General features: G+C 65.0%; 18 protein-coding genes. 13 read left to right on the forward strand and 5 right to left on the reverse strand.

The window, feature by feature from the left end; genetic code table 11:
• Nucleotides 1–8 precede the first annotated feature (8 nt).
• The 5 genes from ACYQ4T_RS03455 to ACYQ4T_RS03475 all read left to right on the forward strand — a co-directional run bounded on the left by ACYQ4T_RS03455 (nt 9) and on the right by ACYQ4T_RS03475 (nt 5408).
• Nucleotides 9–785, forward strand: coding sequence for an ABC transporter ATP-binding protein (locus tag ACYQ4T_RS03455; RefSeq protein WP_459850880.1), 777 nt, complete (start codon nt 9–11; stop codon nt 783–785).
• Between the two features lie 149 nt (nt 786–934).
• Nucleotides 935–2359, forward strand: a complete 1425-nt coding sequence (radA, locus tag ACYQ4T_RS03460; protein WP_459850881.1) for a DNA repair protein RadA — start codon at nt 935–937, stop codon at nt 2357–2359.
• Nucleotides 2360–2391: 32 nt separating this feature from the next.
• The gene (locus ACYQ4T_RS03465; protein ID WP_459850882.1) at nt 2392–3159 is read left to right on the forward strand and encodes a CvpA family protein; all 768 of its coding nucleotides are present in this window, start codon (nt 2392–2394) and stop codon (nt 3157–3159) included.
• 72 nt (nt 3160–3231) lie between these two features.
• Nucleotides 3232–4689, forward strand: a complete 1458-nt coding sequence (gene purF / locus ACYQ4T_RS03470; protein ID WP_459850883.1) for an amidophosphoribosyltransferase — start codon at nt 3232–3234, stop codon at nt 4687–4689.
• A complete protein-coding gene (locus tag ACYQ4T_RS03475; protein WP_459850884.1) occupies nt 4689–5408 on the forward strand; it encodes an SDR family NAD(P)-dependent oxidoreductase in 720 nt (239 codons plus the stop codon). Before purF ends, ACYQ4T_RS03475 begins: the two co-directional genes overlap by 1 nt.
• A 401-nt stretch (nt 5409–5809) precedes the next feature.
• On the opposite strand, the gene ACYQ4T_RS03480 is transcribed toward ACYQ4T_RS03475, so the two are convergent.
• Nucleotides 5810–6319 carry an acyl-CoA thioesterase gene (locus tag ACYQ4T_RS03480; protein ID WP_459850885.1) on the reverse strand — a complete coding sequence of 170 codons (510 nt, stop codon included), beginning with the start codon at nt 6317–6319 and terminating at the stop codon, nt 5810–5812.
• Nucleotides 6320–6580: 261 nt separating this feature from the next.
• Here ACYQ4T_RS03480 and ACYQ4T_RS03485 point away from each other — a divergent pair, with 261 nt between their 5' ends.
• The 7 genes from ACYQ4T_RS03485 to ACYQ4T_RS03515 all read left to right on the forward strand — a co-directional run bounded on the left by ACYQ4T_RS03485 (nt 6581) and on the right by ACYQ4T_RS03515 (nt 14111).
• Nucleotides 6581–8176, forward strand: coding sequence for an ABC transporter substrate-binding protein (locus ACYQ4T_RS03485; protein ID WP_459850886.1), 1596 nt, complete (start codon nt 6581–6583; stop codon nt 8174–8176).
• 80 nt (nt 8177–8256) lie between these two features.
• Nucleotides 8257–9267 (forward strand): ABC transporter permease subunit, encoded by a 1011-nt coding sequence (locus ACYQ4T_RS03490; protein WP_459850887.1) that lies wholly within the window; start codon nt 8257–8259, stop codon nt 9265–9267.
• Nucleotides 9264–10175, forward strand: a complete 912-nt coding sequence (locus ACYQ4T_RS03495; protein WP_459850888.1) for an ABC transporter permease subunit — start codon at nt 9264–9266, stop codon at nt 10173–10175. The genes ACYQ4T_RS03490 and ACYQ4T_RS03495 overlap by 4 nt, the downstream gene beginning before the upstream one ends.
• Before the next feature lie 11 nt (nt 10176–10186).
• Nucleotides 10187–11263: an ABC transporter ATP-binding protein gene (locus ACYQ4T_RS03500; RefSeq protein ID WP_459850889.1), complete on the forward strand. Its 1077-nt coding sequence runs from the start codon at nt 10187–10189 to the stop codon at nt 11261–11263.
• On the forward strand, nt 11260–12240 hold the full coding sequence (locus ACYQ4T_RS03505; protein WP_459850890.1) for a peptide ABC transporter ATP-binding protein: 981 nt from the start codon (nt 11260–11262) through the stop codon (nt 12238–12240). The genes ACYQ4T_RS03500 and ACYQ4T_RS03505 overlap by 4 nt, the downstream gene beginning before the upstream one ends.
• 381 nt (nt 12241–12621) lie before the next feature.
• Entirely contained in the window at nt 12622–13491 is an 870-nt protein-coding gene (locus ACYQ4T_RS03510; RefSeq protein WP_459850891.1) for an MlaA family lipoprotein, read from the forward strand.
• Between the two features lie 8 nt (nt 13492–13499).
• The gene (locus ACYQ4T_RS03515; RefSeq protein WP_459850892.1) at nt 13500–14111 is read left to right on the forward strand and encodes an MlaC/ttg2D family ABC transporter substrate-binding protein; all 612 of its coding nucleotides are present in this window, start codon (nt 13500–13502) and stop codon (nt 14109–14111) included.
• Between the two features lie 178 nt (nt 14112–14289).
• Here the strand turns inward: ACYQ4T_RS03515 and gabT are convergent, their stop codons facing one another.
• The gene (gene gabT / locus ACYQ4T_RS03520; protein WP_459850893.1) at nt 14290–15591 is read right to left on the reverse strand and encodes a 4-aminobutyrate--2-oxoglutarate transaminase; all 1302 of its coding nucleotides are present in this window, start codon (nt 15589–15591) and stop codon (nt 14290–14292) included.
• A 394-nt stretch (nt 15592–15985) separates the two neighbouring features.
• Between gabT and ACYQ4T_RS03525 the strand changes: the two genes are divergently transcribed.
• Nucleotides 15986–16897 carry a hydrogen peroxide-inducible genes activator gene (locus ACYQ4T_RS03525; RefSeq protein ID WP_459850894.1) on the forward strand — a complete coding sequence of 304 codons (912 nt, stop codon included), beginning with the start codon at nt 15986–15988 and terminating at the stop codon, nt 16895–16897.
• Nucleotides 16898–16930: 33 nt separating this feature from the next.
• On the opposite strand, the gene ACYQ4T_RS03530 is transcribed toward ACYQ4T_RS03525, so the two are convergent.
• From ACYQ4T_RS03530 to ACYQ4T_RS03540, 3 genes are all read right to left on the reverse strand, one after another.
• Nucleotides 16931–17323 carry a DUF7693 family protein gene (locus ACYQ4T_RS03530; RefSeq protein ID WP_459850895.1) on the reverse strand — a complete coding sequence of 131 codons (393 nt, stop codon included), beginning with the start codon at nt 17321–17323 and terminating at the stop codon, nt 16931–16933.
• Nucleotides 17324–17326: 3 nt separating this feature from the next.
• The gene (locus ACYQ4T_RS03535) at nt 17327–18469 is read right to left on the reverse strand and encodes a succinylglutamate desuccinylase/aspartoacylase family protein (RefSeq protein WP_459850896.1); all 1143 of its coding nucleotides are present in this window, start codon (nt 18467–18469) and stop codon (nt 17327–17329) included.
• Nucleotides 18470–18602: 133 nt separating this feature from the next.
• Complete coding sequence (locus tag ACYQ4T_RS03540) at nt 18603–19616, reverse strand: ATP-dependent DNA ligase (protein ID WP_459850897.1); 1014 nt, start codon at nt 19614–19616, stop codon at nt 18603–18605.
• Between the last annotated feature and the right edge of the window lie 67 nt (nt 19617–19683).

Genomic DNA, 19683 nt, shown 5'->3' on the forward strand with positions numbered 1-19683 from the left:
GCCCAACGGTGACATCGGATCTCAAAATCAAGGTGCGGGGCTTGCGGAAGGCATTCGGCTCGAACGTCGTCCTCGACGGCGTCGACCTCGACGTGCCGCGCGGCAAGTCCCTGGTGGTGATCGGCGGCTCCGGCACCGGCAAGTCGGTGATGATCAAGTGCATCCTCGGGCTCCTGAAGCCCGATGCCGGGTCGATCGAGATCGACGGCGAGGAAGTGGTCGGCATGTCCGCGGTCGATCGCGAGCGGGTCATGAAGAAGTTCGGCATGCTGTTCCAGGGCGCGGCCCTGTTCGACAGCCTGCCGGTCTGGGAGAACGTCGCCTTCGGGCTGATCTCCGGCCGGCACATGAACCGCAAGGAGGCGAAGGAAATCGCCCTCAGGAAGCTCTCCGCCGTCGGCCTCCAGCCGGAAGTCGGCGAGCTGTTCCCGGCGGAGCTTTCCGGCGGCATGCAGAAGCGCGTCGGCCTGGCGCGCGCCATCGCCGCCGAGCCGGAGATCATCTTCTTCGACGAGCCGACCACCGGCCTCGACCCCATCATGGCCCAGGTGATCAACGAGTTGATCGTCACCTGCGTCGACATGGTGGGGGCCACCGCGCTCTCGATCACCCACGACATGCACAGCCTCAGGGAGATCGGCGACTATGCCGCGATGATCTACCAGGGCAAGATCGTCTGGTCCGGCGAGGCCAAGGATGTCGACAATTCCGGCAACCCCTATGTCGAGCAGTTCGTGAAGGGCAAGGCCGAAGGCCCTATCCGCATGCCGGTGCGGTCCTTCTGATGCAGCGCGTTTGGGGCACCCCCACCCCAACCCTCCCCCAAAGATGGGGAAGGGAGCAGCATGCTCGGTGCGCCACGCCCCCGGCTTCGGGGGAGGTCGGGTGGGGGTGCCCCGCAATAATTCTCTCCCGTAAGCGCACGCTCTAGCCGATGGCGAAATCCGCCGCGCGCTATGTCTGTCAGAATTGCGGTGCTTCCACCGCCCGTTGGAGCGGGCGCTGCGACGCTTGCGGCGCCTGGAACTCGATCGTCGAGGAGGCGCCGCGCGAGAGCGCGCCCAAGGGCCTCAGCGGCAAGAAGGGCAAGGGCATCGAACTCGTGGATCTCGGCGGCCCGGTGCCGGAGACCATGCGCCGTTCGACCGGCATGCCGGAGTTCGACCGCGTCACCGGCGGCGGGCTGGTGCGCGGCTCGGCGATCCTGATCGGCGGCGATCCCGGCATCGGCAAGTCCACGCTGCTGCTGCAGGTCGTGGTCGCGCTGGGACGGCTGAAGCCGCCGATGGTCTCGGTCTACATCTCCGGCGAGGAAGCGGTGGAGCAGGTGCAGCTCCGCGGCCAGCGCCTGGCCCTCGGCGAAGGTGCAACGCGCCTCGCCGCCGCCACCAACATCCGCGACATCATCGCGACCCTGGAGACCGGCGAGCCTCCGGAAGTCGTGGTGATCGATTCCATCCAGACCATGTATCTCGACACGCTCGATTCCGCACCCGGCACCGTCGCCCAGGTGCGCAGCTGCGCCGCCGAGCTGATCCGGGTCGCCAAGCGCCGCGGCTTCGTGCTGATCCTGGTCGGTCATGTCACCAAGGACGGCCAGATCGCCGGGCCCCGCGTGCTCGAGCATATGGTCGATACCGTGCTCTATTTCGAGGGCGAGCGCGGCCACCAGTTCCGCATCCTGCGCTCGGTCAAGAACCGCTTCGGCCCGGCCAACGAGATCGGCGTCTTCGAGATGACCGATGGCGGCCTGGTCGAGGTGGCGAACCCGTCGGCCCTGTTCCTCGCCGAGCGCCGCGGCAACATCTCGGGCGCCGCGGTCTTCGCCGGCATCGAAGGCACGCGGCCGGTGCTGGTCGAGGTCCAGGCCCTGGTCTCTCCGTCCCCTCAAGCCACGCCGCGCCGCGCCGTGGTCGGCTGGGACGGCAATCGCCTCGCCATGGTGCTGGCCGTTCTGGAGGCGCGCTGCGGCCTCGGCTTCGGCGGCAACGAGGTTTATCTGAACATAGCTGGCGGGTTGCGAATCGCCGAGCCGGCCGCCGACCTGGCCTGCGCCCTGGCGCTGATTTCGGCGCTGACCGACCGGCCGGTGCCCGACGACATCGCGATTTTCGGCGAAGTCGGCCTCTCCGGCGAAGTCCGCCGGGTCACCCAATCCGAGTCGCGGCTGCGGGAAGCGGCCAAGCTCGGCTTCCGGCGGGCTTTGGCACCTCAAGCAGTCAAAGCGGGGCGCGCCGCGCCGAAGATCGAGGGTCTCGAGGTCTTGGAACTTGGCCACCTACAAGACATGATCGACTGGCTCTATAATGAGTCGCGTTCCAATTCGGTGCCGAAGCGGCCGGATGTGGTCAGAAGTTAGGCCCCACGGTTTAGGCCAAGGATGCTCGCAGCGTGAATTTCATCGACGTCATCGTCCTGGTCGTGATCGGCCTCTCGGCCCTGATCGCCTTCTCCAATGGTTTCGTAAACGTGGTGCTGTGGATCCTCTCCTGGGTCGGCGCCGTGGTCGCGACGGTTTACTTCTTCCCCTTCGCCAAGCCGATCGCCGAGCGCTACATAGCCGAGCCGCTGATCGCCAACGTCGTGACCGCGGTCGCGATCTTCATCGTGGCGCTGATCGTCTGCGCGGTCTTGAATCAGATCATCTCGCGGGCGGTGCGGGGCAGCGCGGTCGGCGCCATCGACCGCTCGCTGGGCCTGCTGCTCGGCCTGGTGATCGGCGCGGTCATCGTTTGCGGCGCCTATATGCTGATGGTTTGGGCCATCCCCGATGAGCGCGACCGGCCGCAATCGGTGGCCGAGGCCAAGACCCTGCCCATGGTCCAGAAGGGCGCCGACCTGCTCCGGAACATGGTTCCCGCCTATGTGATCGAGAAGGGCCAGGCGGTGATCGACCAGGGGGTGAAGACCCTCGGCGATCCCAGTAATATGGTCCCACAGCCTGGAACCCAGCCGGCGGCGCCCGCCCAGCCTGCCGCCCCGCAGCCCGGCCAAAACAGCACAACTCCGCCCCCCGCGGGAGGCACTGGCGGAGCCTCTGGGCAGACGCAGGGCTCCAATGCAGTTCCGGGGGCGAATCCCGATGGACAAGCCGGCACAGCCGGGTATAAGGACGCGCAACGGAACGACCTCGATCGGCTGATCGAGAGTTCCCAGTAGCGGCGCCTTTCCAGCGGCGCCGTCGCAGTCTCGAGTTCGAGTGAGAGCAGCATAGGGACGCCGACCCGGAAAATGCTCACGACGCACCCCTTCGACGACGACCATCTCAAGGAAGAGTGCGGCATTGTAGGCATTTACGGGCTCGAAGAGGCCTCCGCGCACGCCGTCCTCGGCCTTCACGCCCTTCAGCATCGCGGCCAGGAAGCCGCCGGCATCGTCACCTTCGACGGCCAGCGTTTCCACGCCCATCGCGAGATGGGCCATGTCGCCGACAGCTTCAACAAAGAGTCCGTGGTCGCGCAGCTGCGTGGCCATGCGGCGATCGGCCACGTCCGCTATTCCACCACCGGCGACACCATCCTCAGGAACGTGCAGCCGCTGTTCGCCGATCTCGCCTTCGGCGGCTTCGCGGTCGGGCATAACGGCAACCTCACCAATGCCTACGCGGTCCGCCGCGAGCTGGTGAAGCGCGGCTCGCTGTTCCAATCGACCACCGACACCGAGGTGATCCAGCACCTGATGGCGACCCATCTGCGCGGCAATGCGGTGGATCGCCTGATCAACGCGCTGCACCAGGTGGAAGGTGCCTATTCGCTGGTGGCGCTGGCGAACGACATGGTGATCGGCGTCCGCGATCCCCTGGGCGTGCGGCCGCTGGTGCTCGGCAAGCTCGGCACCGGCCATATCCTCGCTTCCGAGACCTGCGCCCTCGACATCGTCGGCGCGGAATTCATTCGCGACGTCGAGGCGGGCGAGGTGATCGTGCTGGACCGCAACGGCGTCCACAGCTCGAAGCCGTTCACGCCGGCGCCGAAGAAGTTCTGCGTCTTCGAATACATCTACTTCGCCCGGCCCGACAGCGTCATGGAAGGCACCAGCATCTACGACGCGCGCAAGGCGATCGGCCGCGAGCTCGCGGTGGAATCCCCGGTCAAGGCCGACGTGGTCGTGCCGGTGCCGGATTCCGGTGTGCCCGCGGCGCTCGGCTTTGCGGAAGGCTCCGGCATTCCGTTCGAATACGGAATCATCCGCAACCACTATGTCGGCCGCACCTTCATCGAGCCGACCGACCACATCCGGCATCTGGGCGTCCGGCTGAAGCACAACGCCAACCGCGCCAAGGTCTCGGGCAAGCGCGTGGTGCTGGTCGATGACTCGATCGTCCGCGGCACCACCTCGAAGAAGATCGTCGAGATGATGCGCGCGGCTGGCGCCAGCGAAGTGCACATGCGGATCTCCAGCCCGCCGACCACCCATTCCTGCTTCTACGGCATCGACACGCCGGAGCGGAAACAGCTGCTCGCCTCGCGCATGGACCTGAAGGAGATGGCCGAGTTCATCGGCTGCGATTCGCTCGCCTTCATCTCGATCGACGGCCTCTATCGTGCCATGGGCCACAAGAATCGCGACAAGCTCGAGCCGCAATATTGCGACGCCTGCTTCACCGGCGACTATCCGACCGAATTGACCGACCAGACCGGCGGCGACGGTACCCACCAACTCTCCCTGCTCGCGGAACGCGCCTCCTGATGCAGGCTTCGTCGGGTCTACTCGCGGGCCGCATCGCGCTCGTGACCGGAGCCTCGCGCGGCATCGGCAAGGCCGTAGCCAAGCTCTTCGCGCGCGAGGGCGCCGAACTCATCCTGGTCGCCCGCACCACCGGGGGGCTCGAGGAGCTGGACGACGAGATCCGCGCCATCAACGGCAAGACCAGCCTGCTGGTGCCGCTGGATCTGCGCGAGTTCGAAGCGATCGACCGCCTGGGTGCAGCGCTCTACGAGCGCTATGGCCGTTTGGACGTGCTGGTCGGCAATGCCGGCGACCTCGGCACGCTGGCGCCCTTGGGCCATATCGAGCCGGCGGAATTCCAGCGCGTCCTGGACCTCAATCTCACGGCAAATTGGCGCCTCATCCGCAGCCTCGATCCGCTGCTGCGCCAGTCGGAAGCGGGGCGGGCGATCTTCGTCTCGTCCAGCGTCGGACACCAGGCCCGCCCGTTCTGGGGCACCTATTCGATCTCCAAGGCGGCGCTGGAGATGCTGGTGAAGATCTACGCCGAGGAGATCAAGTCGACCAAGATCCGCGCCAACCTCCTCGACCCCGGCCGCACCCGCACCGGCATGCGCGCCGCCGCCTATCCCGGCGAGGACCCGCAGACGCTGCCGACGCCGGAAGCGATCGCCGAGAAATTCCTCCCGCTCGCTACCGCCGCCTTCGACGGCAACGGCCAGGTGATCAAGGCGCAGTAGGCCGCAGGCGAAGTGCAATCACGTGGAAGACAATTCCACAGATGGTGCCTATGCCTGTGCACATAGCGAACGGCTCTAGCGCGGTAAGTCCCGGTATGTCCGGTCTAGGCAAAGTCAATTTCAGCAACACCAGATCAAGACATCCGATAATCGCGCCCACGATTCCCGATGTGATCCAATGCTCATGGCCGCATGCTCTGATCACCGCAATAGTAACTCCTCCGGCAAGCGCGGCGAGGACGAAGAATGGCCATCCTAAGAGCAGGACGAGCCCGAGCGACGTATAGCCGTCGCTGACCGCAGGCGAGACAATTGTCAGAAGAATTGCCGCCAGAAAGGAGCTGACGACTCCGGCGATTAAAAAGCGGTGAGTGTCACTTCGCTGCGATTCCAAGGACAGCTCATCCCCGCCGCTTGTTCTCCAGCGAAATGCTGCGCCCCACCTCGGGCGGCCGCGGCAAAGACGCGTGTGCTTCCTTCACCCGGCTGATCAGCGCGAAGATGTCGTCCGGCATCTCGGCGACCTTGCGCTTGTTCATGTCGATGAACAGGATCATCCATTCGCAGGTCGCGGCGAGCTTCAGGGTCTCGCCGTGGCGCATCTGTTGAAACCAGTGGAAGCGCTTGCGGTTGAAATCGACCAGCTGGGTCTCGATCCGGATCGGGTCGCCCTCGAACAGCTCGCCCTGATAGGTGATGTGCATCTCAGCCGCCATGGTCGAGACGCCGCGGCGCTCGATCATGTCGAAGCCGAACTGGATCGCCGCATAGGCGGCGTCGAACCCCTCGTCGAACGCCTTTAAGTAGTAGGCGACGTTCATATGCCCGTTGCCGTCGATCCATTCGGGGATGACGCGCAACTGGTCGGAGACGAAGGGGGCGGGGATGGGCGCGCGAAGGTCATGGGGCATGGGCGCACCTTGCGGCGCGGCAGGCGGCCGGTCAAGCGGCGGCACAATGCAGGTGGTTCGGGCAAATCGGCGGTCGTTAACCGGCGCTTCGGGGCCTCTCTGGTATCGTGAAAAAGCCGCCAAACCCCCGAGAAACATGAACAAGATCAAGCTTGGAATTGACACCCTTCCGGGAACAGGCCTACGTTCCGCAGCAACGGGGACGGGCCAAAAGAACCAATCCATAACGGCTCCCCGGGACAACACGTGAGGGAGACTCAAATGAAAGTTCGGCTTATCACCGCCACCGCGGCGCTTGCTCTGATGATGGGCGTCGCCGCGTCGGCGCAAGCGGCCTCGACTCTCCGCTACTGCTCGGAAGGCAGCCCGGAAGGTTTCGGTCCGCAGCTGTTCGACGCCGGCACCACGCTCGACGCCGTGCGTCCGATCTTCAACCGCCTGATCGAGACCAAGTTCGGCACCACCGATCCCGTCGCCTCGCTGGCCGAGAGCTGGGAAGTCAGCGACGACGGCAAGGTCTATACCTTCCATCTGCGCAAGGGCGTGAAGTTCGGCGCCACCAAGTATTTCAAGCCGACCCGCGAGTTCAACGCCGACGACGTGGTGTTCAGCTTCAACCGCATGCTGGACAAGAACAACTCCTACCATGGCGTCAGCGGCGGCACCTATGCCTACTTCGAGGGCATGGGCATGGGCGACATCATGAAGTCGGTTGAGAAGGTCGACGACCACACGGTCAAGATCACGCTCAACAACCCGGAAGCGCCGTTCGTCGCCGAGCTCGGCATGGAATGGGCGTCGATCCTGTCCAAGGAATATGCCGACGCGCTCGAGAAGGATGGCAAGAAGGACCAGATCGACCAGATGCCCGTGGGCACCGGTCCCTTCACCTTCGTCGCCTATGAAAAGGACGCGGTGATCCGCTACAAGGCCAACCCGGACTACTGGCGCGGCAAGCAGAAGGTCGACAACCTGGTCTTCGCGATCACCAAGGATCCGAAGACCCGCATGGCCAAGCTGATGGCGGGCGAGTGTGATATCTACCCGTATCCGGCGCCGGCCGATCTCGCGCTGCTCCGGGCGAACCCGATGCTCACCGTCGAGGAGTCGGAAGGCCCGAACGTCGCCTACTTCATCATGAACAACAAGATGAAGCCCTGGGACAACAAGATCGTCCGCCAGGCGATCAACATGACCTTCAACAAGGAAGCGATCGTGAAGGCGGTCTTCCTGGGCGGCGCCAAGGTGGCGAAGAATGCGCTGCCGCCGACCATCTGGGGCTACAACGACGACGTCCAGCCGTACCCCTATGATCCGGCCAAGGCCAAGGAGATGCTGGAGAGCCAGGGTGTCAAGGATCTCTCGGTTGACCTCTGGTATCAGCCGGTTTCCCGTCCCTACAATCTCGACGGCAAGAAGATGGGTGAGCTGATGCAGGCCGACCTCGCCAAGGTCGGCATCAAGGCGAATCTGGTCACCTATGACTGGGCCGAATACCTGAAGCGCATGCATGCCGGCGAGGCCCCCTTGGGCCAGATCGGCTGGGGCGCCGACATCGGCGATCCGGACAACTTCCTCTACTTCCATGGCTGCGGCGGGACCGGCAATCCTCCGGGCCAGAACAATGAGAAGTGGTGCAACAACGAGTACGATGCGCTGCTGAAGCAGGCCAAGGAGACCTCGGACCAGGCGAAGCGGACCGAGCTCTACAAGAAGGCCCAGCAGCTGATGCACGACGAGGCGCCGATCGTGCCGATCGTGCATTCGCTGACCTTCATGCCGATGAGCAAGAAAGTTGACGGCTACGTCATCGATCCGCTCGGCATCCACAACTTCGAGAACGTCGGCTTGAAGTAAGCCGCGCTTGTCGAAACCGACAGCACCGGCGGAGGCGACCCCTCCGCCGGTGCGCGTTTTTTGAGCCTGCCGATTGCCTCATGATCCGTTTCGTCATCCAACGCCTGCTGCTGATCATCCCGACCTTCCTCGGGGCGGCGCTGCTGACCTTCGTGCTGATCCACGCCATCCCCGGCGATCCGCTGCAGATGCTGCTCGGGGAAAAGGTGATCGATCCGGTGCGGCACCAGGAACTGCTGGACCAGATGGGCCTCGGCAAGCCGCTGCCGGTCCAATTCATCGACTACGTCTGGAATGTGCTGCAGGGCGACTTCGGGAAGTCGATCCAGAGCAAGAACAGCGTGCTGAGCGACTTCTTCGCACTGTTCCCGGCGACCCTCGAACTCGCCCTGTGCGCCATGGTCTTCGCGATCGTGATCGGCATTCCGGCCGGCGTGCTGGCCGCGCAGCGCCGCGGCTCGATCTACGACCATACGATCATGGGCGCTGCCTTGACCGGCTATTCGATGCCGATCTTCTGGTGGGGCCTGCTGCTGATCCTGCTGTTCTCGCTGAAGCTCGACTGGACGCCGGTCTCGGGCCGGATCGACCTCGACTATTATTTCGACGAGGGCACCGGCCTCATGCTCTGGGACTCCCTGATGTCCGACCAGGAAGGTGCCTTCCGCTCGGCGCTGAGCCACCTCATCCTGCCAACCATCGTGCTCGGCACCATCCCGCTGGCGGTGATCGCGCGCATGACCCGCTCGGCCATGCTCGAGGTCCTGGGCGAGGATTACGTCCGCACCGCGCGCGCCAAGGGCCTTTCCGGCTTCCGCGTCATCGGCATCCACGCGCTCAGGAACGCGCTGATCCCGGTGGTGACCGTGATCGGGCTGCAGGTCGGGACCCTGATGGCCGGTGCGATCCTGACCGAGAACATCTTCTCCTGGCCGGGCGTCGGCTCATGGCTGGTGAACTCGATCTACCAGCGCGACTATCCCTCCGTGCAGGGTGGCGTGCTGCTGATCGCCGGCTTCGTCATCCTGGTCAACCTCTCGGTCGATCTCATTTACGGCCTGCTCAACCCGCGGATCCGGGGGCGCCGATGAGCAACGTGACCAACACCGCCGGGGTGGTCGCCGCCAAGCCGGCGCCGGTGATGACGCCGGGCCGCGAAGTCTGGCTGTCGCTGAAGTCGAACCGCGGCGCCATGGCGGCGCTGATCATCATCCTGCTGATGGTGCTCTGCGCGATCCTGGCGCCGGTCCTGGCGCCCCACGACTATACCACGCAGAACGTCGACATCGCCCTGACGCCGCCGGTCTGGGCGGAGGGCGGCAGCTGGACCTATATCCTCGGCACCGACGGCATCGGCCGCGACATGCTCTCGCGCATCATCTACGGCGCGCAGTATTCGCTGATGATCGGCCTCATCGTCGTCACCCTGTCGCTGACCTTGGGCGTGCTGTTCGGTCTCGTTTCCGGCTTCTACCGCGGCACCGTCGACACCCTGATCATGCGGCTGATGGACATCATCCTGGCGCTGCCCAGCCTCCTCTTGGCGATCGTCATCGTCGTCCTGCTCGGCACCGGCCTGACCAACGCGATGATCGCCGTCGCCATCACCAACATTCCGCACTATGCGCGCCTGACCCGCGCCGCGGTGATGACCGAGCTCACCAAGGATTATGTCGTGGCCTCCAGGGTCTCCGGCGCCGGCACCCTTCGGCTGATGTTCAAGACCGTGCTGCCGAACTGCCTGGCGCCCCTGATCGTGCAATCGACCCTCGGCATTTCCTCGGCGGTGCTGGATGCGGCGGCATTGGGCTTCCTCGGCTTGGGCGCGCAGCCGCCGACGCCGGAATGGGGCACCATGCTGGCGGACGCGCGGCAATACATCGACAGCGCCTGGTGGGTGGTGACCTTCCCCGGCCTCGCGATCCTGGTGACGGTGCTGGCCTTCAATCTCCTCGGCGACGGGCTGCGCGATGCGCTCGACCCGAAGCTGAAGCGCTGAGGGCCGGGCGAATGGCATTGCTCGAGATCCGCAACCTCTCGGTCGAGTTCCAGACCCATCGCGGCCCGTTCCGCGCGGTGGACGGCATCGACCTCACCATCGAGAAGGGCGAGCTGCTGGGCGTGGTCGGCGAATCCGGCTCCGGCAAGAGCGTCACCATGCTCGCGGTCATGGGTCTCATTCCCTATCCCGGCAAGGTCATCGCCGACCGGATGAGCTTCGAAGGCACCGACCTGCTGGGCCTCTCTCCCCGCGCCCGGCGCAAGATCATCGGCAAGGACATCGCCATGATCTTCCAGGAGCCGATGACCAGCCTCAATCCCTGCTTCACCGTCGGCTTCCAGATCATGGAGGCGCTGGCGGCGCATGAAGGCGGCTCGCGGCGGCAGCGCCGCGATCGCACGATCGAGCTCTTGGCGCAGGTCGGCATCCCGGCGCCGGAAACCCGGCTCTCCGCCTTCCCGCACCAGCTCTCCGGCGGCATGAGCCAGCGCGTGATGATCGCCATGGCGATCGCCTGCAATCCGAAGCTGCTGATCGCCGACGAGCCCACCACCGCCCTCGACGTCACTATCCAGGCGCAGATCCTCGACCTCCTGGTCGATCTGCAGAAGCAGCGCCACATGGCGATGGCGCTCATCACCCATGACATGGGCGTGGTCGCCGAGACCGCCGAGCGGGTCATCGTCATGTATGCCAGCCAGCAGGTGGAGATCCAGCCGGCCGCGCAGCTGTTCGAGAATCCGCGCCACCCCTACACCGCCGCTTTGCTCGAGGCCTTGCCCGAGCGCAGCCACGACCAGCGCCGGCTCGCCACCATCCCCGGCATGGTGCCAGGCATCGCCGACCGGCCGACCGGCTGCGTCTTCAACCCGCGCTGCAGCTTCGCCACCGACCGCTGCCGCGCCGAGCAGCCGGCGCTCGCCGGGCCCATTCTGGACGGAAGGGCCGGCGTGCTGGCGCGCTGCCACTATCCGCTGGTGGACGGCCGCCCGACCAACCATCCCGATCCGCGCTGGAGCATCAACGGCGGACCGGAGGCCATGCCTCCAGTCGAAGGCGCCAAGCCCAAGGGGCTCGGCCTATGAGCGAAAATGGAAGCACGGTCCTCGAGGCCCACGACCTCCACCGCCATTACAGCGTCTCGCGCGGCGTGTTCCGCGGCCATGCCACCCTGAAGGCTGTTGCCGGCACCAGCTTCGCGCTTGAGGCCGGGCGCACCCTCGCGGTGGTCGGCGAGTCCGGCTGCGGCAAGTCGACCCTCGCCCGCATGATCACCATGATCGAGAAGCCGACCAGCGGCAGCCTGACCGTCGACGGCACCGAGGTGGCGACCGCTTCCGATTCGACCCTGAAGGCGCTGCGCCCAAAGGTGCAGATGGTGTTCCAGGATCCCTACGGCTCGCTCAATCCCCGCAAGCAGATCGGCCAGATCCTGGAAGAGCCGCTGGAGATCAACACCAGCTTGAACGCCGCCCAGCGCCGCGAGCAGGCCCAGGCGATGCTGGCCCATGTGGGCTTGCGGCCCGAGCATTACAGCCGCTACCCGCACATGTTCTCCGGCGGCCAGCGCCAGCGAATCGCCATCGCCCGGGCGTTGATGCTGAAGCCGAAGATCGTGGTCGCCGACGAGCCGGTCTCGGCGCTCGACGTCTCGATCCGGGCCCAGGTCCTCAACCTGCTGATGGACCTGCAGGCCGAGCTCAACCTCGCCTACATGTTCATCTCCCACGACCTCTCCGTGGTCCGGCACATCGCCGATGACGTGATGGTGATGTATCTGGGGCGCCCGGTGGAGCAGGGCAGCAAGCAGACCGTCTTCACCCGGGCCCGGCACCCCTATACCCAGGTCCTGCTGGCCGCGACTCCGTCGGTCGATCCCAATGCCCGCTCCAAGCGCATGACCGTGAAGGGCGAGCTCCCCTCGCCGATCGACCCGCCGCCCGGCTGCGCCTTCCACCGCCGCTGCCCCTTCGCCACCGAGCGCTGCGCCCGGGAGCGGCCGGAGCTGCGCCCGGTCGATGACCGGCTGGTCGCCTGCCACTACGCCGAGACGACGCTTTAAACCATTTCCCCGGTGAAATGCCGCCGGGAATGTAGGCCCTGCGGCATTTCTGCAACAGTCTATCCTCGGTGATGCCACAGACTCGCCATGAGTCGCCTAGTCTTCGAACGGGTCCTGTGGTAGTCACGTCAGGCCAATGGGTTGGCGATCAAAGGGAGCGGATTCCAGCCTGATGCGTGTTGGGGGTCACAGACTCAATCCGTTACCCTTGGTTAATGTCTTGATGTAAAGATGACTCAGGTACCCGGCTCGGTCGGGCGCTGATCGGGTGAGATTTGAACCGTTGGTGCGGAAGGCCGCACTAGGGATGAGGAATAAGCGGTCTGGTGGCCCGTTGAGACCAGGGCGGCGAGATTGGCATTACTAGGGACTAGGGGATCCATGCATTTCGAGCTGAAATTCGGACGGGTGTTGCTGGCAGCCGGGACTCTTTCCATGGCGCTGGCGATCGGCGGTTGCGCGAGCGAGCCGGATCCGAGCGACGAGGCGGCGGTCCAGGCCTATAACGAGGCCAATGACCCGCTCGAGCCGATGAACCGCTACTTCTTCGAGGTGAACCACTTCCTCGACGAAGTCATCGTGAAGCCCTTCGCCGGCTACTACCACACGGCATTGCCGCAGTTCGCGCAGGACAGCGTCCGCAATGTGGTCAGGAACCTGCACTCGCCGACCATTCTCGCCAACGACGTCTTCCAGGGCAGCTTCGACCGGGCCGGCGACACCAGCTCGCGCTTCCTGATCAACAGCACCCTCGGCGTCGCCGGCCTGATCGACGTCGCCGACATGTTCGGCATCAAGTATCACGACGAGGATTTCGGCCAGACGCTCGGCCACTACGGCAGCGGCGAAGGCCCCTACCTGATGCTGCCTGTGCTCGGTCCGTCGAACCCGCGCGATCTCGCCGGCAAGATCGTGGACTACGCCTTGGATCCGCTCACCTGGGTCGGCTACATCTACAACGTCGGCTGGATCAACACCGTCCGTGGCGGCCTCGAGGGTCTGGACACCCGCGCCCGCAACATGCAGGCGATCGAAGAGCTGCAGAAGGGCTCGGTCGACTTCTACGCCACCATCCGCAGCCTCTATCGCCAGCATCGCAACGATGCGATCCGCAACGGCGAGGATCCGGACGACATGCTCTCTGGCATCACCAACGACATCCCGGCGGACGGCGAGGATGCGCCGACCGTCATGCTCACGCCGACCACGACCCAGACCGACGGCGTGCCCCAAGTGAGCGAAGCGAACTGATAACCACCATGCAGAACCGACGCACCCTTCTCCTGAGCGCGGCCACCATTCTGACCGGTGCGGCCGCCCTGCTGACCACCCCGGCCCTGGCGGCCACCGATCTCTCGGCCTTCGTCAACCAGGTTGCGGATGAGGCCATCACCACACTCGCCAAATCGGACCCGACCGATCCGGCGCGCGCTGCGGCGCTGAAGCCGATCCTGCTCAAGTATTTCGACATGCCCGGCATGGCCAGGCATGTGCTCGGTGCCTATTGGAAGAAGATCACGCCCGAGCAGCAGGAAGCCTTCGTCGGGCAGTTCACCAACTACATCGCCTCGGTCTATGGCCAGCGCTTCAAGGCCTATAAGGGCCAGAAGCTCGAGGTGAAGCGGGTCCGCGACGAGGGCGCCCGCGCCATCGTCTTCACCGCGGTCGCCGAGGGCAGCGAGGATGCCGGCGCCCGGGTCGATTGGGAAATCAGCAACAACGGCGCGGCGCCGTTGATCGCCGACATCCGGGTCGAGGGCCTGAGCCTCTCCGATACCCACCGCCAGGAGTTCACCTCGGTCCTGTCGCAGCACAATGGCGACATCGGCGCGCTGATGGGCATCCTGAAGAACAAGTCGCTGGTCAACTAAGCCTTAGCGACATCGGAATCGAAACGGCCGCGACAAGAGTCGCGGCCGTTTTTGTTTCTAAGGTTCCGTCATGCCCGGGCTTGATCCGGGCATCTGGTGCCGTCGGAGAAAGATCGCCGGCCCCGTCCGCGAATGCGGACATTCGTCTGCGGGGCCCGGCGATGACGTGAAATAGCGCTCAAGCCACCTTGGCCGAAGCCTCGATCGCCTGGCCGATGGTCTTCTCCAGGATGTCGAAGCCGGCTTCCAGCTGCTTCTCCGGGATGGTGAGCGGCATCAGGAAGCGCAGCACGTTGGCGTTGACGCCGCAGGAGAGCAGCACCAGGCCGTTTTCCGCCGCCTTCGCCACCACCGCCTTGGTGAGGTCGGCGTCCGGCGAACCGTCCGCCTTCACCATGTCGCAGGCGACCATGGCGCCGAGGCCCCGGATATCGCCGATCCGGTTGCCGAAGCTGTTCTTGCGCTTCATGTCGTTCAGGCGCTCCAGCATGCGCTTGCCGATCACATTGGCGCGCTCGACCAGGTTCTCTTCTTCCATCACGTCGATGACGGCGTTGGCCGCGGCGCAGCCGATCGGCGAGCCGGCATAGGTGCCGCCGAGACCGCCCGGCGCCGGCGCGTCCATGATCTCGGCCTTGCCGCAGACCGCCGAGATCGGGAATCCGCCGGCCATCGACTTCGCCATGGTGACGAGGTCGGGTTCGATGCCGGAATGCTCGACCGCGAACATCTTGCCGGTGCGCGCGAAGCCCGACTGAATCTCATCGACGATGAAGACGATCCCGTGCTTGGTGCAGATATCGCGCAGCGCCTTCATGAACTCGAACGGGACGATGTTGAAGCCGCCTTCGCCCTGCACCGGCTCGATGATGATGGCGGCGACGTTGTCCGGGCCGATATCGGCCTTGAAGATCGTCTCCAGGTGTTTCAGCGCGGCGGCACCGCCGTCCTTCAGCGCCGGATCGGGGAAGGGCACGTGATAGATGTCGGTCGGGAAGGGGCCGAAGCCGATCTTGTAGGGCGCGTACTTGCCGGTCAGCGCCATGCCCATCAGGGTGCGGCCGTGGAAGGCGCCGGAGAAGGCGATCACGCCGGCGCGCTTGGTATAGGCGCGGGCGATCTTCACCGCGTTCTCGACGGCTTCCGCACCGGTGGTGAGGAAGATGGTCTTCTTCGGCGTGTTGCCGGGGACCATCTTGTTGATCCGTTCCGCGAGGCGGATATAGGGCTCGTAGGGCGTCACCTGGAAGCAGGCATGGGTCAGCTGCTCGACCTGCGCCTTCACCGCGGCGATCACCTTCGGGTGGCAATGGCCGGTGTTGACGACCGCGATGCCGCCGGCGAAGTCGATGTATTTCTTGCCCTCTTCGTCGACGATCTCCGAATTGTTGGCCGACTTCGCATAGACCGCGAAGGCGTTCCCGACGCCGCGCGGCACGGCGGCGCCGCGCCGCTGATGCAAGCTGGCATTGGCTGACATGATGATGGCCTCGTCTGGTGGTTGGAAGGTGCGGGGCTCATGCCCCTTCTGGTCGGCGGCGACTATAGCAGCTTGGCTCGAGGCCGCCATGGTGCCAGCCCGAAAAGCAGAGGGCCGCCGGGGGCAGCTGCATGGACGAGCCCAGGGCGAGGACGAAGCTAAGTACCTGAATCTCAGTGAAAAAAAATCTAGAGGGCCGCAGATGCTCGATTCTGTACATGCACTGTACATGCAGGCGGATGCGGTCCATTGCCGCCCTTGTACACCGGGTAATGTGCCTGATTTGTTCCAAACAGTCAATGGGCGCCGCGGGCGGAGGGGAGGCCTGCCCGTGCGGGTCCTTTGCATCATCGTTCCCATTGATTATATTGTAGTCAATTGATCGATTGGATAGATGATGTTCCTCCCCACCCTGAAACAGTTGCGCTACCTGACCGCACTGGACGAGCACAAGCATTTTGGCCGCGCCGCCGCCGCCTGCTTCGTCTCGCAATCGACCTTGAGCGCCGGGCTGCAGGAGCTGGAGACCCTGCTCGGGGCCAGCCTGGTCGAGCGCAGCAACCGCTCGGTGGTGTTCACCGCGCTCGGCCGCGACATCGCCTCGCGGGCGCGCATCGTGCTGCGCGAGGCCCAGGAGCTGGCTGAGCTGGCGGCCGCCGCCAAGGAGCCGCTCTCGGGCGCCCTGCGCCTCGGCGTGATCCCGACCGTCAGTCCCTTCCTGCTGCCGAAGGTTCTGCCGAAGCTGCGCAAGGTGCATCCGAAGCTGAAGCTCTATCTCGCCGAGGACATGACCCAGCGGCTGGTCGACGACCTCCATGCCGGTGCGCTGGATTGCGTGCTTCTGGCCCTGCCGGTCGAGACCGGCGAGACCGAGGCGATGGTGCTGTTCGATGACCCGTTCGAGCTGGTCTGCCGCAGGGATGATCCCCTGGCCGAGAAGAGCAAGCTCACGACCGCCGACATCCAGCAGGCGCCGCTGCTGCTGCTGACCGACGGCCATTGCCTGCGCGACCATGCGCTCGATGCCTGCCACCTCGGGCGCCGGCCCGCCGGCACCGACGTCACCGCCACCAGCCTGCACACGCTGGTCGAGATGGCGGCCAACGGATTGGGCGTGACGCTGCTGCCGGAGATGGCGCTGCAGGCGAAGCTCTTGAAAGGCTCGGAACTGGTGGCGCGCCCCTTCGCCGGCGGCAAGCCGGGCCGCCGCATCGGCCTGATCTGGCGCAAGACCTCCGCGCGCGAGAAGGAGTTCCGCCTGCTGGGGCAGACGGTGAAAGATGCGTATCTGGCGCAGGGGAAGTGACACATCGCAACTCCTCCGAGAGAAGGCGTAGAGCTACCCGGAATACTTCCAGAGTCCGTCGCCCACTTTCTGAAGTGCCTGCTGCTCCTTCTCTGACAGAAGGTCTAATGGTCCGACAAGCTGCAGCTCTGGGCGCATCGCAGCCAGCTCCCAGTCCTCAAACCTGCCGTCTCCAGGCTGCGGTTTGGGAGTCCAATCGTCGAACCCCGAACGGCGTCCATCCGGTGCCTTCGCCCATTCGACGTAGTCCAGATCGCCCACGTCGACGTAGATGGAGATCTCGAAACCATCTGCGAAAATAACAACAGCCCCGCAGTCACCCGGTTCAATTGGTCCGCCTAGGACAAAGGCTTCAACGTCTCTAGCCGCAATACGACGCAAGACGTCGGCGACCTCCTTCATGCTGACGGCTGGTGAGTCGCCCATGAATCAATCCGACAGCAGCGCGCCCTTGCGATGCGCGAGGCTTTCCTTGCCGGCGATCATGGTGATGCCTTCGCCGGGCGCCACCAGCTTCTTCGAGCAGCGTGAGACCACGAGGCCGTCGGCGACCGAGCGCATCTCGGTGCGGGCCTTCGACTGGTCCTCGGCCAGGGGATCGATGATCTCGGCGATGAGATCGCCCTTGCGCACCATGTCGCCGAGCTTCACGTGATAGGCCAGGATCCCGGCCTTCGGCGCCCGCATGTAGTCGGCGCCGTCCAGGGGCGTGCCTTCGCAGAGCAAAGTCGGCATCGGCCCGGGATCGCCGGCGACGATCTTGCGGCGCTGCAGGAAGCGGTACAGCGCCTTACCGTCATGGGCGCCGAGGTCGTCGAACACGTCGAACTGGCCGCGGAACTCGATGGTCGAGGTCAAGACCGCGATCGGGATCGGGAACTTGTCGCCGAAGGCGACCCGCAGCTTGTGGAAGGCGAGGTAGATCTGCTCCTCGAAGCTCTGCCCGCCGGAATCGGTCGCCAGGAACACCGCGCGCGAACCGGTCTCGGCCGCCAGGTCCTTGGCACTCGGCCAGTAGTCGTTGGTGGTGTAGATATGCATCAGCGCCTCGTCGTCGCAATGCATGTCGAGGATGATGTCGGCGTCGAAGGCCAGGCGATAGAGCTCGAGCCGCAGCCGCGAGAACTCGGCCTCGGCCCGCATGTTGGCAAGCCGCCGGCCCATGGCTTCGCGTATGACCGCGACGTTGCGCTCGGCGTCGCTGCCGAGCTTGGATTCCACCGCCTCGGTCAGGCCTTCGAACATGTCGGGCCAGTTGCGGTTGAAGTTGCCGCCGCCACGGAGCTCGGAGCGGCCGATATGCGTGCCGGCGACGTTCTGCGCCAGGCCGATCGGATTGGCGACCGGGACCACCACGATCTCGCCGGTGATCTCGCCGCGTTTCTCGGCCTCGTCGAGCAGGCGAATGAGGTGATGCGCCGCCATCATCGCCGGGATCTCGTCGGCATGGATCGAGGCCTGGAGATAGGCCTTGGGCCGGGCGCCGATCTTGCCGTAGCGGTGCACCAGGAGATGGCGTTCCGTGCCCGGGCTCATCGAGCCCAGGGAAATGCGTTCGATCTTCTTGGCCATCTTAACCCTACCCCTGACACCGGTCTTTTTTGTTCGCGCCCAGCCCCGCGGCAGGCCGCATTTCATTGCTCGAAATATCGGAATTTCGCGATGCCGGAGGGAGCCAAAGTAGAGCCGATGCGCGCTTTTGCTGTCAAGCCGAGGCCATGCGGCGCCGTGTCAGGTTCGGCGGTTCGATCTGCTCCATATGGCAGGACCTGGGCTTCTTGTCCGGCCGCCAGCGCAGGAAGCGACAGCCATGCCGCATATGCCCGCCGGTGATATGATCGGCGCTGACCTCGACCACCAGCTTGGCCTTCAGCGGGATATAGCTGCGCTCTTGATTCGACCAGCGGCTCTTGCCGCCGGGCGCGCGGCCGGTGAAGCCTTCGCCTTGCATCGCCGGCTTCAGGATCTTGCGGATCTCCTTCTCGGATTCCTTCGGCTTCACCCGGCCGACATAGTGCAGCAGGCCGTCCTCGTCATAGAGGCCGAGGAGCAGGTATTCGACGGCCTTGTTGTCATCGAGATAAAGCCCGGCGACCACGCCATCCACCGTCTTCCAGAGCTTGTATTTCAACATCACCCGTTGGCCGGGGTGGTAGCTCTCGTCGAGCTGCTTGGCGACGATGCCGTCGAGGCCGTGGCCGATCTTCTTCAGCCAGTCCTTCGCGGTCTTCAACGAACGCGCCGCGGGAGAGAGCTGCAAGAACCTCTGCTTCCCGATCCGCTCGGCGAAGCCTTCCAATTCGGCACGCCGCCTCTTCAAAGGTTGCGATCGGAGATCGTGGTTCTCGGGATCGACCAGCATGTCGAAGGCGACGAAGCTCGCCGGGGTCGCCTTGGCCAGTTTCTGCACCCGGCTCGCCGCCGGGTGCAGGCGCATCTGCAGGTCCTCGAAGGAGGAATGCCCGTCGATGATCAGGATGATCTCGCCGTCGAGCACGAAGCGCTTGACCGGCAGCGCGGCGAAGCCATCGACCAGCTCGGGGAAGTAGCGGTTCAACAGGCGCTGGTTGCGCGAACGCAGGCAGACCTTCTTGCCGTCGCGGAAGACCAGGCAGCGGAAGCCGTCCCATTTCGGCTCGTATTGCCAGCCCTCGCCGGAGGGGAGCTCGGCGACCGCTTTCGATTCCATGGGTTCGGTGGTCTGCGGGACGGGCAACATGGCCCGAATCAAGCCGCGAAAAGCCGCACCGTTCCTTGTCGTTTGAGGCGCTCCCCCGGCGCTGCTA

The sequence above is a fragment of the Dongia sp. agr-C8 genome, assembly GCF_054658695.1.